This window comes from Streptomyces sp. NPDC048644, assembly GCF_043199105.1.
Taxonomy (GTDB): domain Bacteria; phylum Actinomycetota; class Actinomycetes; order Streptomycetales; family Streptomycetaceae; genus Streptomyces.
In genome coordinates, this window is the sequence record NZ_JBICVO010000011.1 from 40,038 (window position 1) to 62,848 (window position 22,811).

Sequence of the window (22,811 nt, forward strand, 5' to 3'; positions counted from 1 at the left end):
GCGGCGAGGATCTGCTGGTGGCCGCCACCTGACACGTCCGGCGGGTCCGCCCCGCTCCCGCCGCGGCTGCGTTGCGCCGGAGCCGTGGCGGGAGCGGGGGACGGCCTCATCAGGGGATCCGTAGCTCCGTGCCGATGGCGAGCATGTCGGGGTCGGATCCGATGGCGCGCTGGTTGTACCGGTGCAGTTCGGGCCAGCCGCCGTGGACGCCGTAGTGCAGGGCGATGGCCGAGAGCGTCTCGCCGGCCCGCACGGTGTGGCTCTGGGTGATCTTGTGCATGCGGACCGGGGGGCCCGCGTCCTGCGGCGGCGACGGGTGCGTGCCGGTCTCCGACGAGCCGACGCCCTTGGCGCAGACCGGCCAGGCCCCCCATCCCTGTTTCGCGCGCACCCTTTCGGCGACCCTGATCTGTTGGCTCCGGGTGGCGAGGTCGGCCCGTGGCGCGTAGCGGCGTCCGCCGAACTCCTCCCAGGTCGACTGCTGGAACTGGAGTCCGCCGTAGAAGCCGTTGGAGGTGTTGGTGTCCCACTTGCCGCTGCTCTCGCACTCCGCGATGCAGGACCAGGGGTCCTCGCCCGGCGCGCACCGGTGGTGGCCGAAGTGCGCGGATCCGGGGGTGCCGCGCGCCGCGGTGCCGGTGGCGGGTTCGCCGGTCTTGGCGGCCCGTGCGTGCGCCGGGGTGGCGGCGTGTGCCGTGCCGGGCGAGGCGGCCACGAGGGCGACGAGAGCGACCAGGGACTGTCGGATTACCTGATGTGCTGTCATCGCCGCACGCTAGGCAGCTGCCGGTGCCGTCGTGGCGGAGCCGCGCGGATCCCGGCGCAAGGCCACCCGAACGGCGGGCGCGCCCGAGCCCGCGGTGTGCCAGGGGCCGGGTGCCGGGAAACGGCGGAGAGCTGACGGCCCGGCGCGCGTAGGGTCATGGGGTTTTCGTGATCACCCACATCCCGTGCCGCCGACGCCGTGACGCGGGGCACGAGGAGCCTTGGATGACCCGTCAGGACCCGTTGCACGCCGCGCGGATGGCCGCCTACGCGTCCGTGGGCACCCGCCTTTCCCTGCTGAGCGACCGCAGGATCGGCGCGGCGGTCGCGGGGGCGGCGCCGCTCGGGGCGGGCATCGGCGGCCGGACGGCGTGCCACCCCGGCTCGCCGCGCTCATCGACCGGCACGCCCGTTCCACCGTCGTCATCGACGGCTTCCACCGCCGCCTGCTCGACGAGAGCAAGCGGACGCCGTTCCCCGCGGCGCTGCTCGGACAGTCCGGATAGTGACGTCACCTCAACTCCCGTACGTATCCGGCCCGCCGCCCGGTGGGGAAGGGGCGGCGGGCCGGGGAGGGGAGGGCAGGCGGGCCGGGTGTTACGCGGGTGCCGTTCCGCGGCGGTGGCGGCGGATGAGGTAGGCGCCGCCGCCGAGGAGGAGGCCGCCGCCTGCCGCGGCGGTCGCCGCGGCGGTCGAGGAGCCGGTGGACGTGTGCTCGGGTGTGGCCGCGGCGGACGCCGTGCTCGGGGAGAAGCCGCCGAGCTTGCCGGAGCGCTGGTAATCCGAGCCGGCCAGCTTGTCCGCGTACCGGGTGTGGACGAGCTTCCGGTATGCCTGGGTGGACATTCCGTCGCTGCCGACCGACTGCCTGGCGCTGTCGTTGAGCGGCAGCACCTGGTTGCCCGACAGCTTGTACCACGCGGCGATCTGCGGTTCGGTGAAGACCGCAGCGCCCTTGGCCCGGTGGGTGTACGTCAGCTCGTCGGCGCCCGAAAGGACGTTGGCGACGGCCCACTTGTGGGTGTGCGCGTCGCGTACGGTCCACACCGTCGCCCGCTCGCCGGACGCCGAGCGGGCCTCGGCGGCCAGGTAGGCGAAGCGGGCGACCGGCGCCGATGCCGTGTCGCCGCGGACGAATCCGGGGTCCAGGGAGTAGACGGGCACCGCGGAGCCGACCAGTTCCGGCGCCTGCGCCGCGGCGTCCTGCCGGGTCACTCTCGGGTCGGCCACGGTGCCGTGCTGCGACGCCTTGTGCTTGCGCAGGTGGACGAAGAAGGCGGCCAGTCTGTCCGTGGTGTCCTGGCTGCCCAGCGTCCGCCCGGCCGCCGCGCGGTCGCCGCCGGTCACCGAACCGGCCAGGGGGGCGGGGGAGTTACCGGCGGCCGATGCGGTGGCGGGGGTCAGCAGCACGAGGGCGCCGAGGCCGGCGGCGAGCGCCGCGCTGCCGAGACGGCAGAGGCGGGAGGGGGAGTTGTCGGTCATCACGCTCACTTCTCTCCGTACAGGGACTCGGCCCAGTTGAACTGGTTGTTGCTGACGTAGGTGGAGTAGTCCATCTCGCCGTAGCGCGGGTTGGACGGCCAGGGGTCGGCGTACTGCATCGTGCGGGTGGCGGAGTCGTAGCCGTACAGGACGTGTGCGTGGCCGCCGCCCGCGGTCCAGTAGATGCCGACCTCCACGGGGGAGTTGGCGTCGACGGACGAGGCGACGGCGGAGAAGGGGAGGACGCCGGTGACGTTGCCGGGACTCATACCGAGCCCGGACCAGGCTTGCTGTACGTCGGTGAGCTGTCCCGGCTGGTTGGGGCAGGGGTAGTTGCCGCCCTGGCCGAATGCGAGGTTGCAGAACGTGTTCTGGTCGGTGCCCTGCCCGTAGCCGAGGTGCTGGGCTATGGACAGGCCCGTCGCGGCCCAGCACCACTGGTCCTGCACCTGGGTCAGCTCGATGAAGTCGATCCGGGAGCCGGAGCCGCCCGCCGGCCTGGCGGGCGCTGCCGATGCCGTGCCCGCCAGCGGCAGGACCAGGCAGGCGGCTGCCGCGAGACCGGCGAGCGCCTTGGGCCGTGACCGCCGGGGCGGGGTCGGGGACGCTTGCGCGGCTCCCGGAGGCGTCCTGCGATTCCGCAGAATCATGGTGTCTCCTTCGCACCCGGCTGATGACGCCGGGCCAAGACGTGAGGGGGGAGGCCGTCGAGGTCGTATCGCGGGGCCGCGCCGCACCTCCCGGTGCGGGCGGGAACTCGTCGGCCGGCTGGACGAACGAGGCAACGGTGGAGCCGCCGCGGCGCGGCCGGGAACCCCCTCGCCCCTGGAGCAAGGGGTTATCCGGTACCCCCCTCAGGCATGGGGGACGGCCGGAAGGGCTGGTGGCGGCCGGTGCCGGAAGGGGCGTCCCGGCCCGGTTCACCGCGGCGGGGCGTTGCCCGGGTCGCCGGTGTGCCGGTGCAGCCTGACGAGTTCGGCGCGTGAGCGGATGCCGAGCTTGCGGTAGACGCGGGTCAGCGTCGACTCGATCGTCTTCGCCGACAGGAAAAGCCGGGCGGCGATCTCACGGTTGGTGGCGCCGTCGCCCGCCAGCTGCGCCACCCGGTGCTCGGCCGGCGTCAGCGCCCGCCACTGCGGCACCGGTACCGCGTCGCCGCCCGTCGCGTCCTCGACGTGCGTGAACCGGTGCATCTCGGCACGTGCCCCGTCGAGCCAGGGGCGTGCCCCGGCCTGCTCGAACACGGCCGCCGCGTCCTGCCAGCAGGTCAGCGCCGCGGTGACGTGCCGCCGGCGCCGCTCCACGGTGCCGAGCGCCAGCAGATCGCGGCCGTGCTCCAGCGGCAGCCCCAGGCCGTGGTGGTGCTCGGCCGCCTCCCGCAGGTCCGACACCGCGCCGGCCAGGTCGCCGGACCCGGCGCGCACCAGCGCATCGGCCCGCAGCAGCGACATGGCGGCGCCCGTTCTGCCCAGGCGGAGCGTGGTGTCGCGCACCTCGTCGACGACCGCGGCTGCCCGGTCGTGCTCGCCCGCGGCGATGAGCGCCTCGGCGAGGTCGGACGGCCAGGGCACCGGGACGGGGTCGACGATGCCGCGGCGGCGGGCGATGGTCCGCGCCCGGCTCAGGCAGTCCACGGCCGCCGACGCGTCGCCCGCGCGCGTCAGGACCTGCCCCAACAGGCAGAGGGCCAGCGGCAGATAGATGAGGTCCCGCTCGGCGTCCGCGACCCGGACGCTCTCGTGCGCGAGCGCGGCGGCCCGGTTCAGGTCGCCGCCGGCGGCCTCGGCGACGGCCGCCGAATAGCAGGCCTGCCCGAGGTGCGCGCCCAGCTCGCGGGCCCGCCGCAGCGCCTCGCGTGCGGCGGCCATCGCCCGCCCGCAGCGGCCTGCGCGTACCTCCACATCGATGGCGGCGCACAGCAGGAAGATCATGTCCTCGGCGTTGTCGGAGGTCTTCGCGCGGTGCAGCAGCGCGTCCAGTTCGTCGGCAGCTGCCACGAGCCGGTCGGCGAAGAAGTCCAGCCTGGCCTTGATCGCCCGGGGGCCGTTGTGGCTCCCGACCGGACCGCTGTCCTGCGGCAGGGCCAGGGCGCGGACCAGCGGTTCGGTGGCGTCGGTGCGGCCCAGCAGCGTCCCGACGAACGCCTGGAGCGACAGGGCGAGCACCTCGGTCCAGCGGTCGCCGCCATGCCGCGCCCAGATCGCGGCCCGGTCCGCCTCCGCCCAGGTGACGGCCGCGTCGCCGTCGGCGATGTGGGCCTTGCAGGCGCGCAGGTAGTGCAGGCGGGCCCGGTCGTAGGGTGCGCCGCCGGCGTGCGCGAAGGCTTCCGCGAAGACCTCGTCCAGGCCGGACAGCGCCTGATCGGCCGCGGTGATGAGGAGGATGCGGGCGCGTACGTGACGGTCGGGGGTGTCGGCTTCGGCGGCGGCGCCGATCGCCAGCTCCCGGCAGAGCTCGTGGTCGGCCGCCGCGTACGCGTGTCCGGCGCCGGCCAGCAGGCGTTCGCAGCGCCGGCCGCCGAACCGCGCCGGGGTGCGGGCGGCGGCGAGGCGGGCCAGGGCGGCGGCCTCGTCGGGCGCGCCCCGCCGGGCGGCCTCTTCGGCGGCTGCGGTCACGAACGCCGCCACCTCCTCGTCGGGTCGGGTGCCGGACAGGGCCAGGTGCCGGGCGCGTTCGGCACGGTCGGCGGTCACCGCCCCGAGCCGGGCGTGTGCGGCCCGCCGCTCGGCCGCGGTGGCTCCGGCGTACAGGGCGCAGCCGAACAGCGGGTGGGCGAACCGGAGGCGGACGCCGTCCTCGTCCGCGGCGATGACTCCGGCCGCGATGGCGTTCTCGACCGTGCGGGTCACCGGGTCGGCGGGATGCCCCGCGAGGCGGGCCCGGGGTGCGGGGGCCGTGCCGTCGGCAGGCCCGCAGCCGAGCGATGGCTGTGCGGTGGCAGCGCAGCGCAGCAGGCCGAGGGTGAACCCGCGGGTGCAGGCGGCCGTCAGCAGCACCTCACGGCCGTCGGGGCCGGTGCCGGCCAGTCGCCTCGCGAGCCCGTCACGTATGCGGGTGGGCACCGGCAACGGCCGGTCGCGGGAGGGGGGTTGGTCCTGGCGGTCCAGTGCGCGGACGATCTCCAGGGCGTCGCCGGGGTTGCCCGCGCACGCCGCGTGCACCCGGCGGACCAGCCAGCCGGGCAGTGCCGTGCCCTCCCGGTCGCCGAGCATCTCCCGCAGTTCCGACAGGCCCGCCGGTGGCACAGCGAACTCCCGCACAGGACCGGGACAGAAGGCCGCGCCCGCCGGTGCGCCCTGCCCGTGCGCCGAGGTCTCCGCGGTGAGCACCCGCACTCCCGTGGCCCGCAGGCGGCGCGCGGCGTACCGGAGGATGTCGGCGCTCGGCCGGTCCACCCAGTGCGCGCCGTCGATGGCGAGCAGCACCGGGCCGCGGCGGGCCAGGCGGCGGAGCAGCGCGAGCGTACCGAGGCGCAGGGCGAGCGGGTCGGGCGCGCCCGCCGTGGGGGGCTCGCGGCGCAGGACGACGCGCAGCGCGGACCGCTGCGGCGCGGACAGCGGCGCCAGCTCTTCGTCGGACAGCGGGTCGAGCAGGTCGGCGAGTGTGGCGTACGTCAACTCGCCTTCGGGTGCGGTGGGTTCGGCGGACAGTACGGTCTCGGAGCGGGCGCGTGCGGCGTCGGCGAGGCCGCCCAGGACGTGTGAGGTGCCGATGCCGGCCGGGCCGTGCAGGGCGACGCTGCCGCCGTCGGCGAGGTGCAGGCGGGCCGCGCGTTCCACGTCCTGCCGCGTGCCGGGCTCGTTACCCACCACAGGCGGTCCTCACGGCGTTCCGGGAGCGTGCGGGGGAGGGCCCCGGTGCGCTGCTCCTCGGCGCCGGCTCACCGCTCCACCCGTCCCACATGTTCATGCCATGGTTGTCCGGAAGTCAACGCGCGCGGAGCCGGGGTTCGGGGAGCCGCGCTGTGCCGCCCCCACCCGCTTGGGTGAGCGGGGTCGCGGCGGAGCCCCGGGGGTCCGTTCGCCGGGTCCTGCTGCCCGCCCGTCCGGCCGACGGAGGCCCCGCCCCCGCAGCGCGGGGTGGACGGCGGAGGGGGCAGACGCGTACTGCGGACGCCACGCAGCGCCATATATCGGTACATTTACCTTGATCTGGCTTCCCTTGATCCTCCCCAAGGCCGGGCGGGCCCCGCCCGGCGGGTGCGAGCGGCGGATTCCGGCAGGTGACGGATACCGAATGCGCAAGAACGGGCACCGGGCCACGGGCTCCGGTTCACAGCGCCCCTTCCGCTTCCCGTTGAGCGCGCGCAGCCTGGCGGGCCGGCTGATGCTGACGCAGCTCGTCCTGGTGGTGGTGCTCGTCACCGTCGCCGCCCTGGCACTGGTGCTCCAGTCCCGCAGCGACATCTCCCGGGAGGCACAGCAGCGGTCGCGGTCGGTGGCCACCGCGTTCGCCCACGCACCCGGGACGGTGCAGGCGCTCGACGGGCCCGACCCCACCGCCGTCCTCCAGCCGCGCGCGGAACGGGTCCGCAAGGACGCCGACGTCGACTTCGTCGTGGTGTTCACGCCCCAGGGCATCCGGTACACGCACCCCGACCCCCGGCTCATCGGCGAGCGCGTCGTCGGCGGGTACAAGAGAGCACTGCACGGGACGTACACCAGGACCCTACGGGCGAGCACCGGCGTGACGGTCACCTCGATCACGCCGGTCACCCGGAGCAACGGTTCGGTCGCGGGACTGGTCTCCGTCGGCATCACGCTCAAGCGGGTACAGAGCACCACCGCGGCGCAGCTGCCGGTGCTGCTGGGCGGCGCCGGCCTCGTCCTCGCCCTGTCCGCGGCGGGCACCCTGCTGGTCGGCCGCCGGCTGCGCCGCCAGACGCACGGCCTGGGCCCCGCCGAGATGACGCGGATGTACGAGCACCACGACGCGGTGCTGCACTCGGTCCGCGAGGGAGTCCTGATCATGGACGCCGACCACCGGCTGGTGCTGGCGAACGACGAGGCGCGGCGGCTGCTGGACCTGGCGCCCGACGCCGAAGGCCGGCTGGTGACGGAACTCGGCCTCGAACCGCAGGTCGTCGAGGTGCTGACCTCCCGGGACGTGGTGTCGGACGCGGTGTGCCGGGCCGGCGACCGGCTGCTGGTGCTCAACATCCGGCTCACCGACACCCCCGGCGGCCCACGGGCCGGTGTGGCGACGCTGCGGGACACCACGGAACTGCTCGCGGTCACCGGGCGGGCCGAGGCCGCACAGGAGCGGCTGCGGCTGCTGCACGACGCCGGCGCACGCGTCGGCACGACACTGGACGTGCGCCGGACCTCCCGGGAGATGGCCGAGGTGGCCGTGCCGCGGTTCGCCGACCTCGTCACCGTCGAACTGGCCGACCCGGTGGTACGCGGCGAGGACCCGGCGGCCCACGGCGGACTGCTGCGCCGCACCGCCGTCAGCGGGCCGCCGCCGCGCGCCCGTACGCCGGACGACGGCCAAGGGGTGGGCGACGACGAGTCCGCGGCGGGCGGCTCGCGCGGCGCGGCGCTCTTCCCCACCGACGAACTGCTCAGCTACGCCATGCCGTCGCCGCAGGCACAGGTGCTGCGCAGCGGGCAGGCGAAGCTCGTGCCCGACGTGACCGGCGCGGACGAGCCGCAGGCGGACCCCGCGCAGGCCGCCAGGATCCGTGAACTGGGCCTGCGGTCGCTGATCAGCGTCCCGGTCCGGGCCAGGGGCCGGGTGCTGGGCGTGGCCGACTTCTGGCGGACGGCGGGCTCCCCGCCGTTCGACGAGGACGATCTCGCGCTGGCCGAGGAACTGGTGGGCCGGGCCGCCGTCAGCGTCGACAACGCCCGCAGGTACACCCGCGAGCACGCCACCGCCGTCACCCTCCAACGCAGCCTGCTGCCCGGCGCGCTGCCCGCACAGGACGCGGTGCACGCCGCCTACCGCTACCTGCCGGCCCAGGCGGAGGCGGCCGGGGTGGGCGGCGACTGGTTCGACGTCATTCCGCTGCCCGGCGCCAGGGTCGCCCTCGTCGTCGGTGACGTCGTCGGCCACGGCCTGCACGCCGCCGCCACGATGGGCCGGCTGCGCACCGCCGTGCACAACTTCTCCGCGCTGGACCTGCCGCCCGCCGAACTCCTCGGCTACCTCGACGAACTGGTCACCCGCATCGACGACACCGGCACCGCGGCCACCGCCCAGGTCTCCGGCGCCACCTGTCTGTACGCCGTCTACGACCCCGCGTCAGGGCGCTGCACGATGGCCACCAACGGCCACCCAGGGCCCGCGCTGGTACACCCCGACGGCACGGTGTCCTTCCCCGACGTGCCCGTGTCGCCGCCGCTCGGGCTCGGCGGTGAACCCTTCGACACGCTCACGCTGGAGCTGCCCGAGGGAAGCCGGCTCGTCCTGTTCACCAACGGGCTGATCGCGGACCGGCAGCGGGACATCGACACCGGTCTCGGCCGGCTGCGCGAGATCCTGGCCAGGCACCCCGGAGGCACGGCCGACGAGACCTGCCGGTACGTGCTCGACGCGATGGTGGCGCCGCAGCCGGGCGACGACGTCGCCCTGCTCGTCGCCGTCACCCGCCGCCTCGACTCCGAGCACATCGCCGAATGGGCGGTGCCGAGCGACCCGGCGGCCGTCGCACCCGTACGCGCCGAAGTGGCCGGCCGGCTCGGGGACTGGGGCATGGCGGAACTGGGCTTCGCCACCGAGCTGATCCTCAGCGAACTGGTCACCAACGCGATCCGGTACGGGACCGGCCCCATCCGCGTCCGGCTGATGCGCGCCCGCAGCCTGATCTGCGAGGTGTCGGACGGCAGCACCACCGCCCCGCACCTGCGCAGGGCCGCGATGACCGACGAGGGCGGGCGCGGCCTCTACCTCGTCTCCCGGTTCGCCGAGCGGTGGGGCACGCGGTACCCGGACGGCGGCAAGGTCGTCTGGACCGAGCAGTCCCTGGAGCCGGGCACCTCGCCCGTGAAGGAGCCCACGGAGGAGGATCTGCTCGATCAGTGGGGCGAGGATCCTCCCACGCTGCCGCACGCGGAGCCCTGAACTGAGGGCGCCCGCTGTGCAAAGCCCCGGAAGGCCGCATGCGTCGACCCGTCACGTGGTGTGCGCGGCGCTTCCCGAACCTGCGGGAAAGCGGCCCTGAGCTGCGAAGTCACCGTGCTTTCCGGCTCGCTGCCGGTGCGTCGGACCATTCGGCTCGGGCGAGTGCGGTGAGGGTGCGCAGAGCGGAGGTGGGCTGACGGTCCTTGTGCAGAACGAGATAGACGCCGAGGGCGGGATGGGAGGTCCACGGCAGTGCGGTGAGCGTGCCGCGACGGATTTCGTCGGCAACCGTGGTGCGCGGCAGCAGGGCCACGCCCAGGCCGGCCTCGGCACACCGTTTGAGGGCTTCCGTGCTGACGAACTCCATGGTCGCGGGGCGAATCGCGGCCTGCTTCAGTTCCCGGTCCATCACCTCGCGCTGTGCGCAGTCCTTCTCGATGAGCAGCAGCGTCTCATCGGCCAGATCCACGGTGCGGACGACGTCGCTCCGGGCGAGGTGATGTTGCGGCCAGGCGACCAGGCGCAGTTCCTCCTCCGCCAGCCGGTCGGCGGTCACCATGGGCCCGCTCACCTCCTCCTCAAGGAGAAACCCGGCGTCGAGGTAGCCCTCGCTGAGCGAGGCCATCAGCGAGGTTCGGCTCGCCGCGCCGAACGCCACCTGGAGGAGCGGAAAGCTGTTCTTCAACGCACGCAACACCGGTGGCAGGCGGTGCGCGCACAGGCTCTCCGGCGCGGCGATGCGCAAGGTGCCGCGTACCCGCCCTGGGTCACCGCCCGCTCCCTGTACCGCCTCCGTGGCCTGCTCGGCGTAGTTCAGGAGGTTCTGGGCGTGGTTGCGAAGTTCACGGCCCGCGTCGGTGAGGACGACCCGACGGCCGAGCCGGTCGAAGAGCGGCGTACCGAGATCTCTCTCCAGGGCTTTGATGTGCGCGGTGACGCTGGACTGCACGTAGCCCAGCTCTTGCGCGGCGCCGGTGAAGTTCAACCGCTGGGCCACCACGACAAAGGTCGAGAGATGCTTCAGCTCCACAAATCAAATCGTATTCTCGAATGGAGGCCATCGCAATCGTTCGTTGGACGCGATTGACGTGAGCCGTAAAACTGCTGCCATGCCCCTCTCTCCCACCACACAGCGTCGTCGGCGATCCGCCGGTGACGAGCGCACCGGCCTGGCCGGACGGGACTTCCTCCTGCTGCTCGCCGCGACAGTGGGAACCTTCTCCAACTACGCGCCGCTGTTGTCGGTCGCTCCGCTGTGGTCCGCCCAGGGCGGCTCCGGGAACGCCGGGGTGGGGGCCGTGACCGGTGTGACGATGGCGGCGACGGTGGGTGTGCAACTGTGCATGAGGTGGCTGCTGCGACGGTTGAGTCTGCGCCAGACTCTGGTGTTCGGAGCGCTGCTGCTGGGACTGCCCACCTTCGCGTACCCCCTCTCGGCCGGACTGGGCTGGGTGCTGGCCGTCTCGGCCGTGCGGGGTGTCGGCTTCGGAATGGTCGCGGTGGCCGGCAGCGCACTGGTGGCCGAACTGGTCCCGGCACACAGCAGGGGCCGGGCCGTCGGCTGGTACGGCGTCGCCGTCGGCCTTCCCCAGGTTCTCTGCCTGCCACTGGGAGTGTGGCTCGCCGAGCACATCGGCTTCACGCCGGTCTTCGTCGCGGCCGGCGCGCTCAGCGTGTTGGCCGCGGCGGCGATCAGGCCACAGCGCCGTCAGGGGGAGTCGAGCGGAAGCCGGGCCGCCAAGTCCGGCGAGGTGCCGCTGCGGCCCTTCGGCCGGCCCTTCACCGTCCTGATCACCGCTGCCTGCGCGCTGGGCGGGGTGACGTCCTTCCTCCCCCTGGCACTCAGCGACTCCTCGGCCGCGCCGGTCGCACTGTTCCTGCTTTCCGGCGCTGTCGTCGTCGGGCGCTGGGTGGCGGGCGTCGTCAGCGACCGGGTGGGCACCGGGCGCCTGTTGGTGCCCAGCGTGCTGGCCTGCGTCGTGGGTATGGGCGGCTTCGGGCTGGCCACCGCGCCGTTCGGTGACGGCACGGTACTTTCCGCGGTCGCAGCCGTCGTCTACGGCCTGGGCTTCGGCGCCCTTCAGAACGACACCCTGGTGATCATGTTCCGCAGGGCCGGCCCCCACGGTCACGGGGCGGCCAGCACCGCGTGGAACATGGCCTACGACGCCGGCACGGGGATCGGCGCCATGGCCGTCGGCGTCACTTCGCACGCTCTGGGAGTCGATGGCTCCTTCACCGCCGCCGCGGTCCTGATTCTCCTGGCCGCCCCGCTCGCACTCCGCGACGCGCGCACCGAACACCGCGGCGAGGGGCCGTCCGCCGACGAGCGTCCGGCCGAGACCCCGACCCACATGCCGCAGTAAGCCAGTTGGCCAGAACACGACGGGCCTCCTTGTGCAGGCCCAGACCTTCCGGCGATCGTTGTCCATTACATAGAAGAGAAGGTGGATCCTTCATGGTGAACAGTTCCCCTCCGTCGCGTGCGCAAGGAGCCTTCCGCCACGGTGGCCCCGGTGACGTGTTCGTGGACCTCAGCCACGAGATCGTTCCCGGCGCGACGGCCTACCCGGGGATGCCGCAGCCGGTACTCACCGATCACATCTCCCGTGAGCAGTCGCGGGAAATGTATGCGCCGGGAACTGAATTCCACCTGGGCAAGCTCTGTCTGGTCGGCCAGACAGGCACATACATGGACGTCCCCTTCCACCGCTTCGCGGATGGCTACGACCTCACATCCCTCGACCTGGCCCGAGTTGCCGGCGTACCCGTCACCGTGATCGAAACGGACAAGCAGACGATTCCTCCGGAGTGCTTCGCGCAGTCCGACCTGCGGGGCCGTGCCGTCCTCATCAGGACCGGTTGGTCACGGTACTGGGCCACAGACACCTACGAGAACGGTCAGCACCCCCACCTGTCCGCCGAAGCCGCCGCGCTGCTCGCCGAAGCCGACCCGGCGCTCGTGGGAATCGACTCCCTCAACATCGACGCCACAGATATACGTGAACGCCCTGCGCATACGGAGCTGCTCGGTGCGGGCATCCCGGTGGTCGAGCATCTCACCAACCTCTCCCTCGTCCCGGAGCAAGGGGGAAGATTCACCGCCGTTCCCATCAAGGTCGCCGGTCTTGGCACGTTCCCGGTGCGCGCGTTCCTCGGATACTCCCGATGGGCCTGACGTGTCGTCGGCCCCCGACGAGAGCGGGACAATGGCCAACCTACAACAGCTCAGGACATTGGATTCCGTACGATGCCACGGCGGAATCCACGCCGCGGCCAAGGCATTACATTTATCCCCGTCCGCGGTATCTCAGCAAATAAAGGCACTGAGTTCGGAATGCGGATTTCCCCTTGTGGAGCCGGAAGGGCGCGGGATACGGCTGACGGACAGCGGCTCGGTGATTGCTCAGGTCGCATCGAAGATCGCTGACCTGTGGGAGACATCCGTCTCGGAGCACCAGGAGAACGGGGGGTCACAGCCTCGCAGCAAGCCATGCGTCAAACTCGGCGCGTTCCCCTCGGCGATGGGAAACTGCGTACTCCCCGCTCTCGGAGTCGGCCATGGACTCCCCTTCGGCCTTGAGCTGTACGAAACGAGCCCGCACGAGGGGCGTGACCTCGTGCAGGCCGGCAGCCTGGATGCCGCGATCTCCATACAGGAGGCAGCCGAACCCGAGGACGTACGCTTTCGCACGGTGCCGCTGCGACACGAAGCTTTCGTACTCGTCGGCCCGCCGAAGCTGCTCTCCTCCGCGATCCGTTCCGGCTCGGATTCGCTGTCCGCTTTTCCCTGGGTACTGCCACGCGTCGGCTCGGACTGCGATCGCCTGGTCACCTCGCACTTCGCACGGCACGGCATCCTTACCCGGACGGTCGGCCGCACGGACGACTGGGTCCTGGCGCAGGAGATGGCCCTGGCGCTTCAGGCGATCACCTACGTCCCCTCTTCGGAACTGGTACGAAGGGACGGACTGACACGGTCGGTGGACGTCGCCGGCATACCGGCCCCGGCGCGAACCGTGGTTCTGGTGGCCAAGTCATCGGCGGCGGTGTCGAGTTGGTTTCTCATCCTGCGGCAGCGCCTCAAACGCGCGTACTCGCGGACCTCAGCCCTCGCGCACAGCAGTTGAAGACCTGTCAGGAATTCCGCAGACGTACCAGACCCTGATACTCGTCCTTCAGCTTCCATTCCGGATCGGGCGGGGCGTGGTGAGGACGGGGGACGTGCGCCGAGTGTTGCCCCACACGCACGTCGTGCAAGTAGCGGGGGCAGTTTTCGAATACCTGCCGCACATCAACCTCAACCACGGCATCCGCTTCCGGGAACAAGGCGAGAAGCCGGCTGTCTGTTGACACCTGCGCCGTGCCGTTCACGCGCAACTTGATCGGCTTGTCGTAGTCGATGAACAGCATTCCGACCTGAGGATTGTCGAGAATGTTACCCAAGCTCCGGAACATGCCGTTTCCGTCGTAGCTGGGAAAGCGAAGCAGCCTGGGATGGGGAACCTGGACGAACCCGGGCAGACCTCCCTTGTAGGAGCAGTCGGGGTAACCCTCGGCGTCAGCTGTCGCCAAGTAAAAGCAATCCGCCTGCCGCAACATCGTGGCTGCGGTCTCGTCCAGATGGTCGGCTACGTACTTGCCCGCGATGTGATCTGCCAGCCGTTGCGTACGCAGGGTTTCCTGCATGCGCAACGCCCCTTCGCGGTAGAAGCTCCGTTCCGTCACCAACGCCTCCCTGTCCGGCCTCCTGCATGCTCACACGGAAATCTTCCCGTCGTGCCGGCCTCCCGCAATGATTGTTTAAGCTTTTAGCATGGTGGCTCATGTGTCCCGTGCGTAACATTTGTGGGCGCTGCATCAAGCGGAATGATCGATTCACCCCACGGATACGCAGCAGTGGGACGCCGGGAGGTGGATCACGCTCGTGGTCGCGGCGAGTGGATCATTCTCATCTTCTGTTGTGTCCGGGTCTCCCTCGGTGATCGGCGGAAGACTGATCCACAGTTGCTCAACGCAGCTCGGCCCGGGTTCGTGACCCATGTGAGGCGTGCCGACAGCGACGGCACCCCCGTCTTCACCCCGTCCGCTGACGGCCGGGGCGGGTGTTGCGCCGAAGCCATACGTGCAACACGTGCAACAGATGCCCATCAGCCCTCTCGACGATGAACTCCTGCGCTGCGGACCTACGACCCGATCGAGTGCGGAATCACCCACAGCGGCCAATTCCACGGCCGGCGCGGACCACGTCGCCACCCTGCTCATCACCAGGGAATACGTCGACGACGGATCCGAGCTTTCGAGGCGTCTTCGGTGACGTCATCAAAAGCTGTGTGGAGCCGCGTTGAGTAAACCACGGTACTCGCTCTGACGGAGAGGAAAAGAATCGTGACATTCACCGCCGTGGGGACGGCGCTCGCCGCCTCGCACACCGAGCAGATCAGCAGGGCATTTCCGCGGCAGGGCGCACCTGACCCGGTAGCGAGGGAAGCCCTGCTGAGTCGGCTGCATGCCTACTACGTGGCCTACATGGGCGGTCCCGAGGATTTTGCCAGCATTCCGCGGCTCAATGCAAACCGTGAAATCGTCGAGATCGAGGACGCTTGGCTGGCATGGGAGGACGCACAAGTCGATACCACCACGCTTCCCGAAAGCGGCGGCGCCTTCCACGACTGGTTCCTGGAAGTGGCGTCACAGCACACGCAGCCGGACTTCTGCAATTACCTGGCCGACGAAGCGAGCATGGAGGAAATGGCACTGTTCTTCATGGGCGAAGAGCTCGTCGACAGTAAATTCGACGACCTCATGGCCATGGTGCAGATCGGCACGGAGGGGCACACCAAGCTCACCATCGCGGAGAACTACTGGGACGAAATGGGGGAGGGGAACATCGACCATGTCCACACCCGCATGTTCGAGCACTCCGCCGTCTACATGCGCAAGCGGTTGGCCGAAGCCGGCATCGGCCGCGAGGCGCTCTTCTGCCCCGAAGCCTTCGAGAACGCGTCCATGCTCCTGATGTACGGCATCCACCGCCATCTCAACCCCCGCGCGCTCGGGGCGATGGGCGTACTGGAGCAGAGCGCTTCCCCCCGCTTTCAGGCCATGGTCGACGGCTGCAACCGTCTCGGCGTGCCCCCGGACGTCATCGACTACCAGCGTGTGCACGTCCAGGTCGATGCCGACCACGGCGCCGAATGGTTCGAGGGTGTCTTCCTGCCGCTGGTCAACCGTTCGCCGGAACTCCTGAAGGAGATCTCCTTGGGCGTGGCCACCCGCGTGCGCGTGGCCAACGCCTACTACCAGCGGATCTGGGATGCCATGCGCGGTTTGCCGAAGCGAGGGGAAGGGTGATGACCACCGCGGCATCGAAAGAGCCACCGCAGCTGCTCTTCCGCAAGAGCCGGGTCTCGGGCCGGGACGAAGCGGTCTTCCTCTTCAAGTTGGTTCTGGCCCTCGCCCTCGCCGTCGCCGGTGGGTACCTCGCGCTGAGACCGAATTGGCTCCTTGCGCTGGCCGGCGCACTACTTCTCGGCGCGCTCTACACCCACATGGTCGAGCTCCAGCACCAGTGCCTGCACCACTCCGCCTTCCGATCCTCCAAAATCCACCGCCTGGTGGGAATCCCCCTCGGCGTCCCCCTGCTGGTCTCCTACAGCCACTACCGGGTCAGGCACCTGCAGCACCACCGGTATCTGGGCACTCCGCAGGACTCGGAGTTCTTCGGGTTCGACACGCGCAAGCCGATCACTTCGGGCATGCTGCTGCGAGGCTTGCTGGACTACTCGCGGATCGTCATCGTGCTCCGCGATGTCCTGCGCAGCTGGTCCGGTAGCTGGTCCTACGACATCGGTCAGATCGCCGAGCGGCGGCGAAGGGAAATCATCGCTGAGTACCGGCTGATCGGCCTGATAGTGGTCGCCGCCGTGATCGCCGCCGCCCTCGGTTTCGGCGGGCCTGTTCTCCGGCTGTGGGTGCTCCCGCTGGCCTTCGCCGTGCCCATGCACTTTCTGGTGGAGATACCGGAACACCTGCTGTGCGAATCCGACACCACGGACGTACTGCGCAACACCCGCTCGATCCGCGGCAGTTGGCTGACCACATGGTTCACCAACGGCAACAACCTGCATGTCGAGCACCACGCGGCGATGGTCGTGCCGATCAACAGGCTCAGGGAACGGCATCCCGAGGTCGAAGAGCACGCCGTTTACGTCGAGCGGAATTACGCCGGCTTCTTCCGCAAAGTCGCTGCCGTCGCGTGGGAGAACCGTAAGGGGACCACCGGCTCCGAGCCCACACGGAGTGCCTGATGTCCGGGCGCAGGCACAAGATCCTGGTCTCAGGAAGTGCAGTACGCCACGCCGCCCTGCTGTGTACAGAAGCCGTGCCTGACGCGGTACGGATGTCCTGCGTCGACAACGTCGTCCGGATCGAGGTGCCGGAAGCCGATTTCTGCATCCGCCTGGAGAAGGTGACGGACGAGGTGACACGGCTCCGCTTTCACGTCACCTTCCGGGAGGACAAGCCCGCGGGTGGTACCTGGTGGTCGAGCCGGGAGATCGAGGTCCCCGCCGAACCAGGATCGGCGTCGGTGGGCCAGGTCCTGGCCGCCGAGATACGTCACAGCCGGCACACGTTCACGCACGCAGTCAGCGAGGCGCCACCCCTCGCGTTCACGGCCTGAGCGCCGGAAGGCGAGGCGCCCACCCACGACCGACACCGTAGCCGCGCGGCCCAAGAACCAACCCTGAACGGTTAGTTGGCGCTTCACACCACTGGAGCCGAACTTGCCGAAGAACGTGCGGCCCGCAACCCCCGCTTGACCGTCGCACCCGAACCGGCCCCGCCCGTCTTCCCCTTCGGGCGGGGCGCTCCGTTGCTCCGGGCGCCGTCCGCCGATCTTCCGGAGCGCCCGCGCTGATAGCGTCTCCGCAGTTGAGGGCGTGTCACCGTGCACGCACCGGCCGGGGAGGACGAACGCACCATGATGGGCCATTCGCACGCGATGAGCGGCGCCCTGCTCTTCGCAGGCACCACACCTTTTCTGCCGCCGATGCTGATGCACACTCATCTGACGCCGCAGGAGATCCTGATGGGCACGGTGCTCTGCGCCGGCGCCGCTCTGCTGCCTGACCTGGACCACCACGACGGCACCATCGCCAACTTCCTCGGCCCGGTGTCCAAAACCCTCTGCCGCTTCGTGGCCTGGATCTCCGGCGGCCACCGCCACGCCACCCACTCGCTGTTCTTCGTGGCCCTGATGACCGCGGGCACCTGGGCCGGAGTGACGTACCTGGGCCGGCCCTTCACCCTCGGCCTGACCTTCTTCCTCCTCGCGCTGGCGGTCCGCGCACTCAACCTCTGCCCGCCAGGCCACGGCTTCTCCGCCTGGGGCACGATCGTCGCCATGGCCGGAATCGGCACCGCCGTGATCGCCAAGTTCATCCCCTCGGCCCCCGGTTGGCTGCCGTACGCCGTCGGCCTGGGCTGCCTGGCCCATCTGCTCGGCGACTCCATCACCAAACAGGGCGCGCCGTGGCTCTGGCCCCTGAAGAACCGCTACGAGATCGTCATCATCAAGCACAGCGGTAACAAGCTGGAGACGGAGATACTGACCCCGATCATGGGGATCGCCACCGTCGTCCTGCTGTGGTTCACGGCGCTGTCGCCGCATCCCTTCAGCTAGAGCTTGTTGCAGAAGGGTGCGACCGGTCAGGTCAGGGCCGGGTTCGTGTCCGGTCTGGTCATGCCGTCAGGGCGAGGTTGTGCAGGTGGGCGACGGCCTGGAGCCGCATCCGCAGCCCCGTGAACGTCTCCGGGGCCCGACAGTGAGTGACGTCAGGCGGACCGGCTGACGTCGTCGAAGTCGGTGGAGGCCGACAGCTCGGCCCATGCCAGCATGTCGCGCTCGAAGGCGGCGCGTCCGGCCTGGACGAGCTGCAGCGCGTCGGTGCCGAGCAGCAGGCGCGTCGGCGGCTGGTCGGCCGCCACGATGCGCAGCACCGCAGCCGCGGCCTTGTCGGGGTCGCCCGGCTGGTGCCCGCTGCCGTGGATGCGCCGGGCGCGCAGCGGCTCGAACAGCTCGTCGTAGTCGGCGATCACACGGGGTGCGCGGATCATCGAGCGGCCGGCCCAGTCGGTCCGGAAACTGCCCGGCTCGACGGCGGTGACATGGATGCCGAAATCGGCGACCTCCTTGCCGAGCGTTTCGAGGATGCCCTCCACCGCGAACTTGCTGCCGTGGTAGAAGCTGAGACCAGGCATGGTGATCAACCCGCCCATCGAGGTGACGGCGATGATGTGGCCCGAACGGCGCTCCCGCATGTGCGGCAGCACGGCCTTGATCACCGCCACGGTTCCGTAGACGTTCACCTCGAACTGACGGCGAAGGTCATCCATCGACGACTCCTCGAAGAGGCCGTCATGGCCGTACCCGGCGTTGGCGACGAGTGCGTCGACCGGGCCCAGGTCGCGCTCGGTCTCCTCCACGACCGTGTCCACCGCGTCATGGTCGGTCACGTCCAGGATGCGGGCGTGCGCGTCGCCGTCGAGCGCCTCAAAGGCCCGTGCGTCGGCGGGCGTGCGCACCGTGCCCACCACCCGGTGGCCCGCGGCCAACGCCGCGCGCGCGAGTGCGCGGCCCAGACCGGTGCTGACGCCGGTGATCAGGAATGTTTTGGTGTCCGACACAGGATTCCCCTTCGTGCGATGCGAACAGAGGCCGACCGGGGCGGTTGGGCCCCGGTCGGCCTCGACACGTTCCACTTCAGCACCGGAATCGGCCGCTGATCGACTTCCGGGGGGTCCGCTTCGCCCCGGGGACAGCCGGACCGGGGGACTGCCAGTCCCCCTTTCGCGGGCCGTCGGGGCGATCCTGGGCCCTATCGTGAACGGCATGGACCGCAACACAGCTCTCGGTGAGTTCCTCCGCTCCCGGCGGGCACGGATCACCCCGCGCCAGGCGGGCCTGTCCGACGACGGCGGCTCTCGGCGAGTGCCAGGACTGCGCCGCGAAGAGGTCGCGCAACTGGCGGGCGTGAGCGTCGACTACTACGTACGCCTGGAACGCGGACGCCGACTGAACGTCTCCGAGACCGTGCTGGACGCCATCTCCCGCGCGCTACGCCTCGATCCCGTCGAACGCACCCATCTGTTCCAGCTCGCCAAGCCCGCCGCGGGCAGGCCCCGCCGCACGGCGACGCGTCCGCAGCCGGTCTGCCCGGGGCTGCGCGACCTGCTCCGGATCCTCGAGCACACCCCCGCCCTTGTGCTGGGGCGGCGACTGGACGTACTCGCGTCCAACCAGATGGCACGTGCGCTGCTCACCGACTTCGACGCGCTGCCGCACCGCGAGCGGAACCTGGTGCGGTTCATGTTCTGCGACGGGACCGCCCGCTCGCTGTACACCCACTGGGACACCCACGCCCAGGACATCGTCGCCTCGCTCCGGCGCGACGCCGGACACCATCCCCACGATCCACTCCTTGCCGAACTCGTCGGCGAACTCTCCATCACGGATGAGGACTTCCGCCGCTGGTGGGCCGACCAGAACGTGCATCGGCACACGCATGGCAGCAAACACTTCCACCACCCGGTTGTCGGCCCGCTCACCCTCAATTACGAGTCCCTCACCCTGCCCGCCGACCCGGACCAGCGGCTGAGTGTCTACACCGCCGAGGCGGGCTCCAGCTCCGAAGAGGCGCTTCGGCTACTGGCCGCGTGGATACGGCAGCCCGAGAGCTTCGCCCAGCCTGCAGGGAGTTGATTGTCCGCTCCATTTCGTTCCTGCGCCTGTAGATCCTCTTGCCGGAGCCGACGGGTTGACGGGCCCGGCGGGTGTTCGAACCATGGCCATGCCAACGACCCGAGACCACGGGGCCGCCTGTCCGATGGGTGGGTGATGAGCCGGGCTGCCGATCGTTCAGGGCGCTGTGGGGCGGGGAAATCTCACCGAGGCTGAAGGGGACCGGCTGGAGCCGCGCTTGCCGGTGAACACTGGTCGCATCCGGCGCTTCCCTTGACGCTCGTTCAACTCTTCGCTTCAGCCCGGAAGTAGGGGTCAGCGCCAGGGGTTGTTGCTGGTGTGGTCGCCGGCGAGCCAGCGGGCGAGGTCGGCGTGTGCTGTGGTGCGCCGCTCGGCGTCGATCTTCTCCACATCCGGGTGGTCGACAGTGAATTCCAGTATCAGCCCGTTGGGGTCCGTGATGTACAGCGAGACGCAGAACCCGTGGTCGATCACGTGGGCGTCCGCCTCCGCATAGCCGGCTGCGGTGATGCGCTCGCGCATGGCTTCCTGGGTCTCCGCCTCGACCTTGAAGGCGATGTGGCGCAAGGGGGTGGAATTGATGTCGGTCTTGAACTCCTCCTGGTCCTTGGGGTTGGCGAACTGGAAGAAGGCGAGGGCGCTGCCGTCGGCCAGGCCGTAGAGGGCGTGACTGTAGACGCGCTCGGCCCCGGACAGCACCTCGCGCTCGGTCCACGTGGCCACCAGTGGCAGGCCGATCACGTCCTCGTAGAAGCGCCGGTTGGCTTCCTGGTCGTCGGTGATCCAGGCGTGGTGGTGGAAGCGGAGCGGCAGGGACTGGCTCATCTCGGGTCAACTCCTTTGGTCAGATGGGGTGTTGGGTCGAATACCTGGTGGTCGCCGACGCTCTGACCAGCATGCCGCTCAAGTCGGTTGAACGTTAAATCAATTCGCGCCATTGTTTGCACACCGGGGCGCCGGCCGCCCGTCGCCTGGCCCGCGAGGGCGGAATCGGGTGCGCCGGCGTCGACCGGGGCGGCGCCCCGGGGTTCATCCGTGCCAGGACAGGCCGTCCGCCCGACGCGAGCGGAGCCTCGGAACGCAGGGGCTCCGACCTGGCTCGATGCGGCACTCTTCCGCCCCGCCCCTACGGGGCGGCTGCTGGATGGCCGACGTTTGCCTGGTGTGCGGACGGTGGCGAGAAAAGGTTGAACAGTAATCTACTTGGGGCGCCACCCTGACCGGAGGGCCCGCGACCGCCCGGCGGCTGGGCCCGTGCGCCGTATCGAACCCGGCTCGCCCGTCCTGTTCGCGGTTGCTGCGGACGACCTCCGTGCCACGCTCGACGTCGCGACCGGTCACCACGACTCGCACACCAGCGCCTCGGCGCTCACCCGCCCGATGCCACCGGCGACGAACATCCCGGCCGGCCCGCCCCCGAACGCCAGTCGGCGACGCCACGCTCGATAAGCGCCCGCTGCCGCCCTCACGCCCACTCGCCAAGCGACTCACACGCTCATTCTGAAAGGGGCTCGGGGCCTGTGGCTTGAGCTTCGGGCCGGGGGCCTCGCTCGTCGTCGGTCCGCTACTGCGCGCCCAGGAGTTGGAGGATCCCGTTGACGGTTTCCACGATCGGCGCGCCGAGTGCCCCGGCGGTCGCGGCGACGCCGGCGATGGCCATCAGGGCGCGGGTGCGGGCCTGCGGCTGGACCGCCGCGTCGGGGGCGAGGGCCGGCAGGGATTCGTCGATCGTCTGCGCGCCCAGCGGGGACACCTCGGCGCGCAGGTGTTCCAGCTGTGTTGTCAACGCCGCGATGGCGGAGCGCAGTTCAGGGTCCATGGCGGTCGGTGCCGCGTTCTTCACCATCCCGGTGTTGTGCGTGCCGCCGTGCATGGTGACGCTGTCACCGAGGTGGTAGGTGTCGCCGCTCATGACTTCGCCATCCCCACGTTGCCCGATCCGCCGTACATGTTGACGTTGTCGCCGAAGTGGTAGTTCCTGGGATTGATCAGGAGCGTCTCGACCTTCACCTGGAACTCGATGTCGGGGTTCTCGATCGAGTTCACGACGTAGCCGACGAGCTCGTTGAGATGCTGGGTGTTTTTGCTGGTCACCAGGGCCGTCGATGCGCCGGACGTCTCGACGGCCAGCACCCAGTGGGAGGCGGCGGTCAGTACCGCCCCCAAATCCCCGACGCAGTAGACCAGCGCCACGACGGCGCCGATCAAGACGATTTGGGTGATTGTCTGTGAGGTGTCCTTGTCGCCGGCGAAGCTGGTGATTCCGTTGAGGAACATCAAGGCGAAGGCCACCGAGAGGACGATCCCGACGCGCTTGAGGAAGAGCGTGATCGCCTCACCGCGCCGTGGGGTGAGCAGGAACGTGTACACGCGCGTGATGTTCCGCAGCGGGTAGGCGGCGCCGTTGACCCACAGCAGGCGCTTGCTGACCCGCAGGTTGACGCCGCCCGCCAGGTGCGGGGGCAGCGACGGCGGGGGCGGGGGAGCGACCCCCCGGTTGTGCCAGGGCCTGTCGCTGCGGGACGCCTCGGGCTGGAGCGTCGGCGGGGGCTGCTGCCGCGCCGGCTCCGGATTCTCGGGTTTTTCCATGACCTGTCGACGCCCCCTGGGATGTGTGCCGCCGAGTGCCTGATACCCGTCACTGGGTGATGAACAGTAGCGGGCGGAAGCGAACACCGCTGCCCCTTTGCGGGCATGGATGAGGCGACAACTCGGGGTGGAGCAAGCACAGTTG

General features: G+C 70.4%; 20 protein-coding genes. 10 read left to right on the forward strand and 10 right to left on the reverse strand.

All coding sequences use genetic code 11. The annotated features are described in order from the left end of the window. Positions 1-109 precede the first annotated feature (109 nt). Positions 110-766, reverse strand: a complete 657-nt coding sequence (locus ACGFNI_RS24380) for a transglycosylase family protein (protein ID WP_393686752.1) — start codon at positions 764-766, stop codon at positions 110-112. Positions 767-1,136: 370 nt separating this feature from the next. On the opposite strand from ACGFNI_RS24380, the gene ACGFNI_RS24385 reads away from it, so the two are divergent. Continuing rightward, complete coding sequence (locus ACGFNI_RS24385; RefSeq protein WP_393686753.1) at positions 1,137-1,271, forward strand: hypothetical protein; 135 nt, start codon at positions 1,137-1,139, stop codon at positions 1,269-1,271. 91 nt (positions 1,272-1,362) lie between these two features. Here ACGFNI_RS24385 and ACGFNI_RS24390 read toward each other — a convergent pair whose 3' ends face one another. The 3 genes from ACGFNI_RS24390 to ACGFNI_RS24400 all read right to left on the reverse strand — a co-directional run bounded on the left by ACGFNI_RS24390 (position 1,363) and on the right by ACGFNI_RS24400 (position 6,056). Continuing rightward, entirely contained in the window at positions 1,363-2,247 is an 885-nt protein-coding gene (locus ACGFNI_RS24390) for an LPXTG cell wall anchor domain-containing protein (protein WP_393686754.1), read from the reverse strand. Between the two features lie 5 nt (positions 2,248-2,252). After that, entirely contained in the window at positions 2,253-2,897 is a 645-nt protein-coding gene (locus ACGFNI_RS24395) for a papain-like cysteine protease family protein (protein WP_393686755.1), read from the reverse strand. Between the two features lie 270 nt (positions 2,898-3,167). Next, positions 3,168-6,056, reverse strand: a complete 2,889-nt coding sequence (locus tag ACGFNI_RS24400; protein WP_393686756.1) for a LuxR C-terminal-related transcriptional regulator — start codon at positions 6,054-6,056, stop codon at positions 3,168-3,170. Positions 6,057-6,483: 427 nt separating this feature from the next. Here ACGFNI_RS24400 and ACGFNI_RS24405 point away from each other — a divergent pair, with 427 nt between their 5' ends. Then, positions 6,484-9,312, forward strand: coding sequence for a SpoIIE family protein phosphatase (locus tag ACGFNI_RS24405; protein WP_393686757.1), 2,829 nt, complete (start codon positions 6,484-6,486; stop codon positions 9,310-9,312). Positions 9,313-9,421: 109 nt separating this feature from the next. Here the strand turns inward: ACGFNI_RS24405 and ACGFNI_RS24410 are convergent, their stop codons facing one another. Further along, positions 9,422-10,342 (reverse strand): LysR family transcriptional regulator, encoded by a 921-nt coding sequence (locus ACGFNI_RS24410; RefSeq protein WP_393686758.1) that lies wholly within the window; start codon positions 10,340-10,342, stop codon positions 9,422-9,424. A 79-nt stretch (positions 10,343-10,421) separates the two neighbouring features. On the opposite strand from ACGFNI_RS24410, the gene ACGFNI_RS24415 reads away from it, so the two are divergent. The 3 genes from ACGFNI_RS24415 (at position 10,422) to ACGFNI_RS24425 (ending at position 13,442) form a co-directional block, all read left to right on the forward strand. Continuing rightward, entirely contained in the window at positions 10,422-11,678 is a 1,257-nt protein-coding gene (locus ACGFNI_RS24415; protein ID WP_393686759.1) for an MFS transporter, read from the forward strand. Positions 11,679-11,770: 92 nt separating this feature from the next. Further along, entirely contained in the window at positions 11,771-12,490 is a 720-nt protein-coding gene (locus ACGFNI_RS24420; RefSeq protein ID WP_393686760.1) for a cyclase family protein, read from the forward strand. Between the two features lie 31 nt (positions 12,491-12,521). Next, a complete protein-coding gene (locus tag ACGFNI_RS24425) occupies positions 12,522-13,442 on the forward strand; it encodes a LysR family transcriptional regulator (protein WP_393686761.1) in 921 nt (306 codons plus the stop codon). Positions 13,443-13,449: 7 nt separating this feature from the next. Here ACGFNI_RS24425 and ACGFNI_RS24430 read toward each other — a convergent pair whose 3' ends face one another. Then, positions 13,450-14,040, reverse strand: a complete 591-nt coding sequence (locus tag ACGFNI_RS24430; RefSeq protein ID WP_393686762.1) for a pyridoxamine 5'-phosphate oxidase family protein — start codon at positions 14,038-14,040, stop codon at positions 13,450-13,452. A 660-nt stretch (positions 14,041-14,700) separates the two neighbouring features. Between ACGFNI_RS24430 and ACGFNI_RS24435 the strand changes: the two genes are divergently transcribed. The 4 genes from ACGFNI_RS24435 (at position 14,701) to ACGFNI_RS24450 (ending at position 17,998) form a co-directional block, all read left to right on the forward strand. After that, the gene (locus ACGFNI_RS24435; RefSeq protein WP_393686763.1) at positions 14,701-15,666 is read left to right on the forward strand and encodes an iron-containing redox enzyme family protein; all 966 of its coding nucleotides are present in this window, start codon (positions 14,701-14,703) and stop codon (positions 15,664-15,666) included. Further along, positions 15,666-16,622 carry a fatty acid desaturase family protein gene (locus ACGFNI_RS24440; protein ID WP_393686764.1) on the forward strand — a complete coding sequence of 319 codons (957 nt, stop codon included), beginning with the start codon at positions 15,666-15,668 and terminating at the stop codon, positions 16,620-16,622. Before ACGFNI_RS24435 ends, ACGFNI_RS24440 begins: the two co-directional genes overlap by 1 nt. Beyond that, positions 16,622-16,996 (forward strand): hypothetical protein, encoded by a 375-nt coding sequence (locus ACGFNI_RS24445; RefSeq protein WP_393686765.1) that lies wholly within the window; start codon positions 16,622-16,624, stop codon positions 16,994-16,996. The genes ACGFNI_RS24440 and ACGFNI_RS24445 overlap by 1 nt, the downstream gene beginning before the upstream one ends. Before the next feature lie 267 nt (positions 16,997-17,263). Beyond that, a complete protein-coding gene (locus ACGFNI_RS24450) occupies positions 17,264-17,998 on the forward strand; it encodes a metal-dependent hydrolase (protein WP_393686766.1) in 735 nt (244 codons plus the stop codon). Positions 17,999-18,150: 152 nt separating this feature from the next. Here the strand turns inward: ACGFNI_RS24450 and ACGFNI_RS24455 are convergent, their stop codons facing one another. Continuing rightward, positions 18,151-19,002 carry an oxidoreductase gene (locus tag ACGFNI_RS24455; RefSeq protein ID WP_393686767.1) on the reverse strand — a complete coding sequence of 284 codons (852 nt, stop codon included), beginning with the start codon at positions 19,000-19,002 and terminating at the stop codon, positions 18,151-18,153. 205 nt (positions 19,003-19,207) lie between these two features. Between ACGFNI_RS24455 and ACGFNI_RS24460 the strand changes: the two genes are divergently transcribed. Continuing rightward, positions 19,208-20,077: a helix-turn-helix transcriptional regulator gene (locus ACGFNI_RS24460; protein WP_393686768.1), complete on the forward strand. Its 870-nt coding sequence runs from the start codon at positions 19,208-19,210 to the stop codon at positions 20,075-20,077. A 294-nt stretch (positions 20,078-20,371) separates the two neighbouring features. Here ACGFNI_RS24460 and ACGFNI_RS24465 read toward each other — a convergent pair whose 3' ends face one another. The 3 genes from ACGFNI_RS24465 to ACGFNI_RS24475 form a co-directional block, all read right to left on the reverse strand. Further along, a complete protein-coding gene (locus ACGFNI_RS24465; RefSeq protein WP_393686769.1) occupies positions 20,372-20,902 on the reverse strand; it encodes a VOC family protein in 531 nt (176 codons plus the stop codon). Between the two features lie 739 nt (positions 20,903-21,641). Next, positions 21,642-21,989 (reverse strand): hypothetical protein, encoded by a 348-nt coding sequence (locus tag ACGFNI_RS24470; RefSeq protein WP_393686770.1) that lies wholly within the window; start codon positions 21,987-21,989, stop codon positions 21,642-21,644. Further along, the gene (locus ACGFNI_RS24475) at positions 21,986-22,666 is read right to left on the reverse strand and encodes a DUF6232 family protein (protein ID WP_393686771.1); all 681 of its coding nucleotides are present in this window, start codon (positions 22,664-22,666) and stop codon (positions 21,986-21,988) included. The genes ACGFNI_RS24470 and ACGFNI_RS24475 overlap by 4 nt, the downstream gene beginning before the upstream one ends. Between the last annotated feature and the right edge of the window lie 145 nt (positions 22,667-22,811).